The sequence below is a fragment of the Terrisporobacter sp. genome, from assembly GCF_017888745.1.
Taxonomy (GTDB): Bacteria; Bacillota; Clostridia; order Peptostreptococcales; family Peptostreptococcaceae; genus Terrisporobacter.
In genome coordinates, this window is the sequence record NZ_JAGHFM010000106.1 from 1 (window position 1) to 11,697 (window position 11,697).

At 27.4% G+C, this 11,697-nt stretch carries 8 protein-coding genes; 7 read left to right on the plus strand and 1 reads right to left on the minus strand.

Annotated features, from left to right (window positions below; translation table 11 throughout):
* Positions 1-122 precede the first annotated feature (122 nt).
* From J7G74_RS05360 to J7G74_RS05370, 3 genes are all read left to right on the plus strand, one after another.
* Positions 123-4,463 (plus strand): 2-hydroxyacyl-CoA dehydratase, encoded by a 4,341-nt coding sequence (locus tag J7G74_RS05360; RefSeq protein WP_297132808.1) that lies wholly within the window; start codon positions 123-125, stop codon positions 4,461-4,463.
* 260 nt (positions 4,464-4,723) lie between these two features.
* On the plus strand, positions 4,724-6,040 hold the full coding sequence (locus tag J7G74_RS05365) for a hypothetical protein (protein ID WP_297132811.1): 1,317 nt from the start codon (positions 4,724-4,726) through the stop codon (positions 6,038-6,040).
* On the plus strand, positions 6,033-6,407 hold the full coding sequence (locus J7G74_RS05370; protein WP_443081641.1) for an arsenate reductase family protein: 375 nt from the start codon (positions 6,033-6,035) through the stop codon (positions 6,405-6,407). Before J7G74_RS05365 ends, J7G74_RS05370 begins: the two co-directional genes overlap by 8 nt.
* 41 nt (positions 6,408-6,448) lie before the next feature.
* Here the strand turns inward: J7G74_RS05370 and J7G74_RS05375 are convergent, their stop codons facing one another.
* The gene (locus J7G74_RS05375; protein WP_297132813.1) at positions 6,449-7,804 is read right to left on the minus strand and encodes an APC family permease; all 1,356 of its coding nucleotides are present in this window, start codon (positions 7,802-7,804) and stop codon (positions 6,449-6,451) included.
* 392 nt (positions 7,805-8,196) lie between these two features.
* On the opposite strand from J7G74_RS05375, the gene alr reads away from it, so the two are divergent.
* The 4 genes from alr to J7G74_RS05395 all read left to right on the plus strand — a co-directional run.
* Positions 8,197-9,351: an alanine racemase gene (gene alr / locus J7G74_RS05380; protein WP_297132815.1), complete on the plus strand. Its 1,155-nt coding sequence runs from the start codon at positions 8,197-8,199 to the stop codon at positions 9,349-9,351.
* Between the two features lie 100 nt (positions 9,352-9,451).
* Positions 9,452-10,255, plus strand: a complete 804-nt coding sequence (gene larE, locus J7G74_RS05385; protein WP_297132818.1) for an ATP-dependent sacrificial sulfur transferase LarE — start codon at positions 9,452-9,454, stop codon at positions 10,253-10,255.
* Between the two features lie 14 nt (positions 10,256-10,269).
* Entirely contained in the window at positions 10,270-11,418 is a 1,149-nt protein-coding gene (locus tag J7G74_RS05390; protein ID WP_297132821.1) for a THUMP domain-containing class I SAM-dependent RNA methyltransferase, read from the plus strand.
* A 69-nt stretch (positions 11,419-11,487) separates the two neighbouring features.
* Positions 11,488-11,697 (plus strand): hypothetical protein (locus J7G74_RS05395; RefSeq protein ID WP_297132823.1); only part of this gene is annotated, 210 nt, incomplete at its 3' end.

An 11,697-nucleotide genomic window follows, 5' to 3' on the forward strand; every position in this document is an offset into this window, starting at 1 on the left:
AATAAGTATTCTTAATAAATAGATGGGATATAGTTGATAATCGAAGTAATTAATACATTAAGGTTATTATTTTTAGAGCATCAAATACAAATAGGATTGACATATTTACGGGAGGAAATATTATGAGAAAGATATATAATATGGGGATTGATGTAGGGTCTACAACAGTAAAAGCAGTTATTTTATATCAAGATACGGTTATATTTAAAGAATATAGAAGACATTTATCTGATGTTAAGAGAGCAATTAGAGAAATCTTGCAAGAAGTGTATAGTAAATTGGGGGATATATGGATATCAGTAGTAGTTACTGGTTCAGGAGGCATAGATATATCAAAATATTTAAATCTTAAATTTGTTCAAGAAGTAATATGTTCTACAAAAGCAATAGAGACTTTTAATCCTGAGACGGATATTGTTATTGAACTAGGTGGAGAGGATGCAAAGGTAACATATATAAGTGGTGGAATTGATCAAAGAATGAATGGTATATGTGCAGGAGGAACGGGTGCATTTATAGATCAAATGGCAACCCTATTGAAGACTGATGCCAAAGGCTTGAATGAAATGGCTAAGAACTATAATATAATTTACCCAATAGCTTCTAGATGTGGTGTATTTGCTAAAACAGATATTCAGCCTTTAATAAATGATGGTGCAAAAAAATCAGATATTGCTATGAGTATATTCAATGCTGTAGTAGTTCAGACAGTAAGTGTATTATCCTGTGGAAGGAAAATAGAAGGTAAGGTTGCATTTCTTGGAGGACCTTTATATTTTTTATCAGAGCTTAGAAGAGCATTTCAAAATGTACTAAATCTTAAAGATGAAGATATTATATTTCCAGAAGATGCACAATTATATATTGCTATGGGAGCAAGTATATTATCTCAAAGGGAAGAAGCTATTTTGCTACATGATTTATTAAATAGGCTTGAAAAAATAGACAATATTAATATTAATGGAAATAAAGGTTTAGAGCCATTATTTAAAGATGAAGATGAATATATATTATTTAAAAGTAGACATGATAAAAATTCAATAAAATCAAAAGATATAACGGATTTAACTGGGGATGTTTATTTAGGTATAGATGCGGGGTCTACTACAACAAAAGCAACGTTAATAGATGATGAAGGTAATATATTTTATAAATTCTATAATAGTAATGAGGGGAGCCCATTAGAAACATCTATAAAAGTACTAAAAGAAATATATAGTATTTTACCAAAAGGGTGTAATATATTATCCTCTTGTGTAACAGGATATGGAGAAGCTTTATTGAAAAAAGCCTTAAAAATTGATTATGGCGAAATAGAGACTATTGCACATTATAAAGCAGCAAAATTTTTTAACCCAGAAGTAGATTTTATACTTGATATAGGCGGTCAAGATATGAAATGTCTTGAAATAAAAAATGGTGTTATAAATAGTATTATATTAAATGAAGCTTGTTCATCAGGATGTGGATCTTTCTTAGAAACATTTGCTAATTCTTTATCAATGGACATAAAAGATTTCGCTAAAGTAGGAATAACTTCAAAAAAACCAGTAGATTTAGGATCTAGATGTACTGTTTTTATGAATTCTAAAGTTAAGCAAGCACAAAAAGAAGGGGCTACAGTAGGAGATATATCTGCAGGGCTTTCTTATTCAGTGATAAAAAATGCTTTATTTAAAGTAATAAAAATAAGAAATTTTGAACAGCTTGGGAATAATATAGTAGTTCAAGGTGGTACTTTTTATAATGACCTTGTTCTTAGAGCTTTTGAAAAGTTGACAAGTAGAGAAGTTATAAGACCAAATATATCTGGTATAATGGGTGCTTTCGGAGCTGCATTAATAGCCAAAGAACAGTATAAAGAAGGTTATGAAAGTAGTTTATTAGACTTAGAGCATTTAACCAATATTAAGCTTGATACTAGTGTAAAAAGATGTCAAGGATGTTCTAATAAATGTCTTTTAACTATAAATAGATTTACAGAAAATGAAATATTTATATCTGGAAATAGATGTGAAAATGGAGCATATTTAAATGGAGATAAAGATGTAGTTAATAAAAATGAAAAAGATATTAACTTATTTAAATATAAATATAATAGATTATTCAAGCATTATAAATCTTTGGATAATGAAAAAGCAATAAGGGGACAAATTGGTATACCTAGAGTCTTGAATATGTATGAAGATTATCCATTCTGGCATACTTTCTTCACAAATTTAGGATTTAAGGTAGTATTATCAGAAAGATCTTCAAAAAAATTATATGAAAAAGGTATAGATTCTATATCTTCTGAAACAACTTGTTATCCAGCTAAAATGGTGCATGGACATATACAAAGTCTTATTAATAGAGGAATAAAAACTATTTTTTATCCTGCTGTAACTCACGAATATAAAGAAGATAAAACAGCAGATAACAATTATAATTGTCCAGTAGTTATATCATACTCTGAAGTAATCAAAAATAATTTATCAGATTTAAGAAGGAAAAATATTAAATATTTGAATCCTTTTATAAGTTTAAATAATAAAGAAAGATTAAAAAATAGAATGTATGAAGTATTAAAAGTTGATTTTGATGATATATCTAGAAAGGAAGTAGAAAAGGCAGTTGATATTGCTACAAAAGAAGAAGAGGCTTTTAAATTAGAAATAAGAAGGGCAGGAGAAGAAGCTTTAAGCATAATCAATCAAAAAGGATTAAAAGGAATAGTACTAGCTGGTAGACCTTATCACTTAGATCCAGAAATAAATCATGGTATTCCAGAATTAATAAATTCTTTAGATATGGCAGTACTAACAGAAGATAGTATATGTCATTTAGCAAATCTAAAAAGACCTCTTAGAGTAGTAGACCAATGGGTATATCATTCTAGACTTTACAAAGCTGCAAATTTTGTTAAGGAATGTGATAACTTAGAACTAGTTCAGCTTAATTCCTTTGGATGTGGACTTGATGCAGTAACAACTGAACAAGTAGAAGAAATTTTAAATGAAAAATCAAAAATATATACAGTTATAAAAATAGATGAAGGTAACAATTTAGGTGCAGCTAAAATAAGATTAAGATCTCTAAAAGCAGCTATGAAGGAAAGAGAGCAAAATAACATAAGTGTAAAAAATATTAAAGAAATAAAAATACCTTATACTAATAATAATAAGTTTAATTTAAAGCATACTTTACTTGCTCCACAAATGTCTCCAGTACATTTTCAATTTATAGAAGAAGCCTTTAATTATAGTGGATGGAATGTGGAAATATTACAACAAACAGATAGAAAAGTTATAGAAGAAGGTCTAAAGTATGTAAATAATGATGCATGTTATCCAGCAATAATAGTTATTGGTCAAATTATAAGTGCACTAAAATCAGGAAAATATGATTTAAATAATACTTCAGTTGCAATTACACAAACAGGTGGTGGATGCAGAGCAACTAATTATATTGGCTTTTTAAGAAAAGGATTGTATGAAGCTGGATTTGAAAATATACCCGTAATATCTCTTAGTACTAGTAACATAGAAGATAATGGAGTACTAGAGAATATATCTCTAAAATTAATTCATAGGGTGGTCATGGGTGCAGTATATGGTGATTTATTAATGAAGGTATTATATAGAGTAAGACCGTATGAAGCAGTCAAAGGAAGTGCAAATAAACTTTATGATAAATGGGTAAAAATATGTAAAGATTCTCTTAAAGATGCTAAGTTCTCAACATATCGCAAAAATATAAAAAATATAGTAAAAGAATTTGATAATTTACCATTATTAAATATTAAAAAACCTAAAGTTGGTTTAGTTGGAGAAATATTAGTTAAATTTCATCCAACTGCCAATAATAATATTGTAGATGTGTTAGAAAAAGAAGGAGCAGAGGCTGTTATGCCAGAGTTTATAAATTTCTTTACAGCATGGTCTGTAAATACTGTTTATAGAGCAAAGTTTTTAGAAGGAAGTAAAAAATCTTCAATTTTAGCAAGGGTGTTTTTAATGTTTGCTAATTTCTATCAAAAAAACTATATTAAGTCACTAAAAAATAGTAAAAGATTTTCTGTACCAAAAGATATAAGAAGTCTTGCAAATAAAACGGAAAAAGTGGTATCTATAGGAAATCAAACAGGAGAAGGATGGCTTCTAACAGGAGAAATGATAGAGCTTATAGAAGATGGTGTGGAGAACATAATTTGTATGCAGCCATTTGGATGTTTACCAAATCATATAGTTGGTAAAGGTTCTATAAAAGAATTAAAAAGAATTTATAAAAATGCAAATATAATACCTATAGATTATGATCCATCAGCAAGTGAAGTAAATCAAATAAATAGAATAAAATTAATGTTGTCAAAAGCATTCAAGAGTATAAGTAATGATATAAGTTATGAAGATTCAAATAAATGTAAATTTAAAGAAAGTAAGGTGAAAAAAGATAATAAAGAAGAATGTTTAGCTAAATGTTAATAGTTATAGCAGGTTAGATTTACTTCTAATCTGCTTTTTTAATATTTTAATGGATTATAAATTATCTGAATTGTGTATAATCAATAATCCTAACTTATAAATTTGAGCAACGGACGTAGTCGTTGGCGATATGAAGTGGAGCGACCACTCAGTGGCTTAAGCAAAGAGAATTTTTTAATTATATTTAATAATTTTATCACCAATTGACTAATTTCTTATGATATAATTAAATTTACTATATTAGAAAAGGTGGAGTAGTTATGAAATCACTTAAAGATGCTATATCCTTAGATTACTTAGAGTATGATGTAAGCGAAGATATTAGTGTCCATGAAGGAAGATTTTGTGTTTACTTATATAATAAAAAATATAAATGCCACGGAAAAGTATTTTATAAGATGACCACTCCTATGTCAATTAACTTTAAAGGAAAAATTCTATCTAGAAAAGATTATGATGTAGATATAACATTAGATTATGATAATGCAATACTTGAAGTATATGGATATAAGCCTATAAATGTTACAATCAGTACTGTAAGTGATTTAACTTTAGAAGGTTACATTAATGATGGATATATAAAATCTAAAAATTATTTTGTAGATAGTATAGATTTTTATATTGTAAATCTTGATAGATATTCAGGAAAATTAATAATGCATGAAGATAAGTTATTTGCGGGGAGAATGGAATTTAATATTAATGACTACGAAGTAACCATCGATAAGAGATATGATTTTACAAAAGAATTAAATCGTACTCTAAGAGATAAATCTGGTAGTATAATTACTCATATCGGACGTATAAAAAAGAAAGATGGTAGCTTATTTAAGACTAATAATATAAATGATGTATTGGATAATATTTCTATGGCTCTTAGTTTTATGTGTGGTAGGTATGTTGATATATGTATTGTCAAGGGTTATGAACATGATAATAATATATTTAGATTATGTAGAGAATGTATAGTTAGTCCTTTTAGATTTGTACCAAACTGGAGAGATACAATAGCAAATAATCATAACATTGAGAAATATATGACTCTGATGTGCAAGAAATTAAATGATTTATATTATGGTCATGCAATCAGGCAAGTTATTGATTGGTATATTGAATCTTTGGGTAATACTACTATTGAAAATAATATAATTTCCATGCAAATCGCATTGGAAACTTTATCATATGTTGTTTTAGTAGAACAAAATAAAGTATTAACTGATGAGGAATTTGATGAAAATTTATCGGCTACTAATATTAGAATGCTTCTAAACAGTTGTAAAATTCCAATAGGAAAATTTGAATTGTATTTGTTTGATGAGTATATAGAGAATAAATTTATCGATGGTGTGGATTTGATTATTTATTTTAGAAATAAAATAGTTCACCCTAGTAGAAGAAGAAATAAAGCAACTTTACATGTGGAAGATATGTGGAATATAATTCAAATTGCAATTAGATATGTTGAATTAGTAATATTACATATAATAGGCTACAAAGGAGAGTATTCTAATAGATTAAATGATAGATCCTATGGAGAAGTAGAATTAGTGCCGTGGAATTATTATAAACATGATTAAGGAAAGGATAAGAATTATGAAGTTTTATGGATATAAAAAATGTTCAACAGTGAAAAGAGCTAAAAAATGGTTGCAAGAAAATAATATAGGCTTTGAAGAAATTGATTTAGTTGATGAACCTCCAACTAAAGAAGAGATCAAAAAAATATATGAAGTAAGTGGACAAGATTTAAAAAAATTCTTTAACACTAGTGGTGTAAAATATAGAGAGCTAGGATTAAAAGATATTGTAAAAACAGCTAGTGAAGAAGAATTACTAGATTTACTTGCAAGTGATGGCAAATTAATAAAAAGACCTTTATTAGTAGATCATGAAAAAGTACTTATAGGCTTTAAAGAAAATGAATATAAAGAGAATTTATTATAAAAAAACTTCCTTAGTAAAACTAAGGAAGTTTTTTTATAAAATTAAGCTATATTATCAATATCATTATTATCTTCATTAGCAGTTTGTTTTTGAGCTAAGTTATAAAGTGGTAAACCTATTAATGTTATTAATACACCACCTATAGATACTATAGTATTTGTTAAACCAGCAAAGAATAATTGGTTAACTACTACGAATAATCCACTAGCTATAGCTATTATAGGCATTATTGGATATAGTGGAACTTTATAAGGTCTGTTTAAATCAGGTTGAGTTTTTCTAAGTTTCATAACACCAAAGAATGTTAGAACATAGAAAGACCAAACAGCAAACATAGATAAATCACTTAGTAAGTTAAATTGACCAGATAATGCATACAGTGCAGAAAGTACACCCATAATTAAAGTTGCATTAGCAGGAACACCATTTTTGTTTAAAGCTCCTATATATTTGTATCCTGGTAAAGATTTTTGCTTACCTAAAGTAAAAAGAATTCTTGGTCCAGTTAATAGATATCCATTTATACATCCAAATACAGAAATTAATATACCTACAGTAATTATTTTACCACCCATTGGTCCAAATATTACTTCTGCAACAGCTGAAGCAGGAGAAGCGTAATTTGCTAATTCACTTGCAGGTAATACCCAAAGATAAGCTAAGTTTATTGTTATGTATACAGCCATAACTAAAGATAAACCACCAACTATAGCTTTTGGAAGATCTTTACCTGGATTTTTCATTTCACCAGCTATTGCACCAACATTTATCCAGCCATCATAAGCGAATAATATCGATATTAAAACTTGTCCTATTACAGAACCTGCAGATAAACCTTCACCTACTAAAGGTGTAGTTATAGAGTTATTACCATCACCTTTTATAAAACCAAATACAATTATTAAAACTAGAGGGATTAATTTAGCTATTGTAGATATTGTTTGTATCATACCACTAGTTTTTGAACCAAAAGTATTTAATATACTTATTAATAGTATAGTTCCTACTGTTACAGGAACAACAAAAGCATCGTTTCCTAGAAGTATAGCACTTTGACTACCAAACATAACTGCAATAGCAGCTATTGTTGCAGGGAAGAATAAAACCGATTGCATCCATCCAGTTAATACTCCTAATTTTTTACCATAAATCTCTTCAATATATACCATCATACCACCTGTTTTAGGTATTGCAGCTGAAACCTCTGCAGCAGTTAAACCAGCAGCTATTGTCATAACACCGGCTATAACCCATGCTAACATACCAAGGCCTGGTGCACCTCCAGTTAAAGTATATACTGCTTGAGGTTTAAAGAATACACCACCGCCTATTACCATACCTATAACTGTTGATAAGGCAGCAGTAAGTCCTAAACTTTTCTTTAATTTTTGACTCATAACTTATTTTTCCTTTCGAGTAATTATTTTTGAGTTTAATTATTTCCAGCTTCTTATTTTAAGATAGCTTTTAAAATAATACTTTCTTATTATATATTCATGGGGATAATTTAACAATATGTTTTTTGAATATATAATAAGTTTTTTTTATATAATATAAAAATGCTTAAAATTATAAATTAATTTTAAAATTGCGGTGAAAACAGAAATATTAATTAATCTATTAATTAATATTTCTAAAAGAATATATTTTATGTACAAATAGATAAAAGTGGATAAATAATATATAGTATGTAAAAATGATGTATTAGTGATTATACATATTAATTTATTGTAAAAGATATATAGTAAAGATATAATAAGATTAGTTAAAAGATTTATTGGAGGTAAATATGGACATTAAATCAGGATGCTGGGCTGAAGTAAGTTTAGATAATATAGGATATAATTTAAAAGAAATAAAGAAAACTTTAAATCCTGAAATGAAAATATGTGGAGTAGTAAAAGCAAATGCATATGGAAGTGGTTCAGTTCAAGTAGCAAAATATTTAGAAAAACAAAATGTTGATTTTTTATCAGTAGCGAGAATTGAAGAAGCTTTAGAACTTAGAAAAAACAACATTAAATTGCCTATTTTATGCATGGGATATATTGATGCTTACATGATTGAAGAAGCGATTATAAATGATATATCTCTTACAGTATATAATGTCAATTATGCTAAAGAAGTAGACAGATTAGCCGGTTTATTAAATAAGAAAGCTAACATACATATAAAGATAGATAGTGGAATGAGTAGGCTAGGTTTTTTAGCTTTAGAATCTATAGAGCCTATAACAGAAATTTATGAGCTTAATAATCTGAATATAGAAGGTATTTATAGTCACTTTGCAAAAGCTGATGAGAAAGATAAAACAGATACATTAGAACAACTAAATAAATTCAACTTCGTAATAGATAAGTTAAATAGTTTAAATATAAATATACCATTGAAACATGTGGCTAATAGTGGAGCTATATTAGACTTAAAAGAAGGATTATTTAATATGGCTAGAATAGGAATTATTTTATATGGATATTATCCATCAGATGAAGTTAATATGGATATTATTAAATTAAAGCCGTGCTTAAAGTTAAAGTCTACGGTTACAAATGTAAAAATATTAGATAAAAATATAGGAGTAAGTTATGGATATACATACAAAACTCATGAGAAAACAAAAATAGTCACTATATCTATTGGCTATGCAGATGGATTTAATAGAATACAACATAATCCAAAAGTATTTATAAATGGATATATATTGGATATAGTTGGTAGAATTTGTATGGATCAATGTATGGTTAAAGCTCCTATTGATGCTGAAATATCTATAGGAGATGAAGTTATAGTAATAGATAATGATATTTCTCAACTTTCTGCAGAAGAAAATGCAAAAAGAAATGACACTATAAATTATGAAATATTATGTATGATAAATAGAAGGGTTACAAGAGTTTATAAAGAAAATGATAATATTTACTCTATAAATTACTTATTAAATTAAAATGAGGCTAATAACCTCATTTTTTAATTTTAAATTTGATTTATTAAAAATGTTTATATATACTAGAGTAGATAAATTATTTTTGGGGGATTAAGAATAGATGGAAATTTTATTAAGTGATAAATTAGAGGAATTAAAAATCAATTTGAAAGAAATGGGGAAAGTAGCTATTGCTTATTCTGGAGGAGTTGATAGTAATTTTTTATTAAAAGTTGCAAAAGATACTCTTGGAGAAGAAAATATATTGGCTATTACAATAAGTGCTATGATGCATTCAAGTAGGGAAATTGAAGAGGCAATTAATTATGCGAAAGAATATAAAGTAAATCACTTATTATATAAAGTAGATAATTTGAATTTAAAAGAATTTACTGAAAATGGACCTCTTAGATGCTATTATTGTAAGAAATTTATTTTTAGTAAAATAAAAGAAATAGCTAATGAACATAATATTAAATATATACTTGATGGGACTAATTTAAGCGACCTAGGTGATTATAGACCAGGAATTAAGGCTTTAGAGGAGCTTAATATAATAAGTCCATTAAAAAATAGTAAGTTAAGTAAAGATGAAATCAGAATATTATCAAAAGAATTAAATATAACTACATATAAAAAACCTTCTTTTTCATGTTTAGCGACTAGAATACCTGTATATGATGATATTACAAAGGATAAGTTAAAAATGATAGAAGAAGGAGAGAATTTTTTGCAAGATAACAACTTTAATCAATATAGAGTAAGATTACACAATAATATGGCAAGGATTGAAGTTGATAAAAATGAAATAAACAAATTCTTTAGTGAAGAAATGATAAACAAAATAAATTTAAAGTTTAAAGAAATTGGGTTTAAACATGTTACTTTAGATTTAGGAGGTTATCAAATGGGCAGTATGAATTAACGTAGGAGGAACAAATGAAAAATTATACTTTAATAACACCATGTTTCTTTGGTGTGGAAAAAATGTTAGCAAGAGAAATAAAAGATCTTGGCTATGAAATAATAAAAACAGAGGATGGAAGGGTTACATATAAAACTGATGAATATGGAATTGCAAAATCTAATATTTACCTTAGGTGTGCAGAAAGAGTACATTTAAAAGTAGCTGAATTTGAAGCTAGAAGTTTTGATGAGCTATTTGAAGGTACTAAAAGAATAAACTGGGCAAAATATATTCCATATGGTGGAGAATTCCCTATATCAAAAGCATCATCTATAAAATATAAATTATATTCTATACCAGATATACAGTCTATAGTCAAAAAAGCTGTAGTTGAGAGTTTAAAGAAAAGCTATTTAGAAACAGGAATGATAAAAGAAGATAAAGAAAAATACCCAATTTATGTATTCATACATAAAGATAAAGTAACTTTAACAATAGATACTTCAGGTACTGCTCTTCATAAAAGAGGATACAGAGAAAAAGCTAATAAAGCACCTATTAGAGAAACTTTAGCGGCAGCAATCATGGATTTAGTTCCTTGGAGACCAGGTAGAACTTTGATAGATCCAATGTGTGGTTCTGGAACTCTTTTAATAGAAGCAGCTATGAAAGGTATAAATATGGCACCAGGATTAAATAGAGAATTTATCTCTGAGAAATGGAGAACTATGGATAAAAAAATCTGGTGGGATGTGAGAAGAGAAGCTTACGATAAAATAGATAATGATATAGAATTTAAAATCTATGGATACGATATAGATGAAGAGGCACTTGAAATTGCAAGAGAGAATGCCGAGATAGCTGGAGTAGAGGATTATATTGTATTTAAAAATCAAAATGCATTAGATTTTACAAGCAATGAAGAATATGGATTTATTGTAACTAACCCTCCATATGGAGAAAGATTAGAAGATGCTGATACTGTAAAAATGCTTTATAAGCAATTAGGATATGTATTTAGAAAGCTTAAAAACTGGTCTTATTATCTAATAACTTCATATGAAGATTTTGAAAATGAGTTCGGTCAAGAAGCAACTAAAAGAAGAAAATTATATAATGGTATGTTAAAAAGTAATTTATATCAATATATAGGGCCAAGACCACCTAAAAATAAAAAATAATTAAAAAAACAAATATATTCCCTTAAATTGAATATATATTATAGTAAGTAGATTTAAGGGGGTGTAATTTTGTTTAATAAAAGAAGTAACTTTAGAAGGAGTGTAAAACATAAACAACCTAAAAATTCGAAGAAAACTCCTCAATATGTGGAAGATTATAACGAAGTTATATTAAATGACTTAGTTGATGAAAATAAAGTTGATGAAGTGAAAATGGAAGAAGAATCTATAAGAAAGCCTAAGAAAAAGAAAGGTATCAATTTACCTTTAGGCAATAAG

Excerpts from the sequence above, each read along its gene's own strand:
- J7G74_RS05360 (WP_297132808.1), top strand. The coding sequence starts at position 123 with ATGAGAAAGATATATAATATGGGGATTGATGTAGGGTCTACAACAGTA.
- J7G74_RS05365 (WP_297132811.1), top strand. The coding sequence starts at position 4,724 with ATGAAATCACTTAAAGATGCTATATCCTTAGATTACTTAGAGTATGAT.
- J7G74_RS05370 (WP_443081641.1), top strand. The coding sequence starts at position 6,033 with ATGATTAAGGAAAGGATAAGAATTATGAAGTTTTATGGATATAAAAAA.
- J7G74_RS05375 (WP_297132813.1), bottom strand. The coding sequence starts at position 7,804 with ATGAGTCAAAAATTAAAGAAAAGTTTAGGACTTACTGCTGCCTTATCA.
- alr (WP_297132815.1), top strand. The coding sequence starts at position 8,197 with ATGGACATTAAATCAGGATGCTGGGCTGAAGTAAGTTTAGATAATATA.
- larE (WP_297132818.1), top strand. The coding sequence starts at position 9,452 with ATGGAAATTTTATTAAGTGATAAATTAGAGGAATTAAAAATCAATTTG.
- J7G74_RS05390 (WP_297132821.1), top strand. The coding sequence starts at position 10,270 with ATGAAAAATTATACTTTAATAACACCATGTTTCTTTGGTGTGGAAAAA.